Below are 782 nucleotides of genomic sequence, written 5' to 3' on the forward strand. Positions count from 1 at the left end.
ACGCGTCCGTTCCCAAGGACAAGCGGCGCTATGTGCTTGATATGTTTCCGTATCCGTCTTCGCAGGGACTGCATATCGGCCACCCGGAAGGTTATACCGCAACAGAATTTATTGCCGCTACCTTCGCATGAACGGTTACAATGTTCTGCACCCGATGGGCTTTGACGCTTTCGGTCTTCCGGCGGAAAATTACGCCATAAAAACGGGGACGCACCCCGCCGTTACCACGGCCGCGAATATTAACACTTTCCGCGAACAGATAAAAAAACTCGGCTTCTCTTACGATTGGGACCGCGAGGTCGACACTTCCGCCGAGGATTATTACCGCTGGACGCAGTGGATATTCCTCAAACTTTTTGAAAAGGGGCTCGCCTACGAGGCGGAAAGCCCCATTAACTGGTGCCCGTCGTGCAAGACGGGACTCGCCAACGAAGAAGTAAAGGACGGTCTTTGCGAGCGCTGCGGAGCGAAAGTTACGCGCAAACGAATACGCCAGTGGATACTCAAAATTACAGCCTACGCAGAGCGGCTGCTCGCGGACTTGGACGGGCTTGACTGGCCGGAACCGGTAAAATTAATGCAGAGAAACTGGATCGGACGAAGCGAAGGCGCTAACGTAACATTTAAAATCGACGGGCATAAGGACGAGCTTGAAATTTATACCACCCGCCCCGATACCCTTTTTGGGGCGACCTACATGGTTCTCTCTCCAGAGCATCCGCTTGTCGAAAAAATTACCACGCCGGAGCAAAAACAGGCGGTAACTTCCTACATCGACGCGG

General features: G+C 53.2%; 1 pseudogene. It reads left to right on the forward strand.

Going from position 1 to position 782, the window contains the following annotated elements:
* Window positions 1–782, forward strand: a pseudogene (locus ACYVTD_RS14310) (class I tRNA ligase family protein); the annotation flags it as partial.

Source organism: Treponema sp. R6D11 (genome assembly GCF_054786075.1).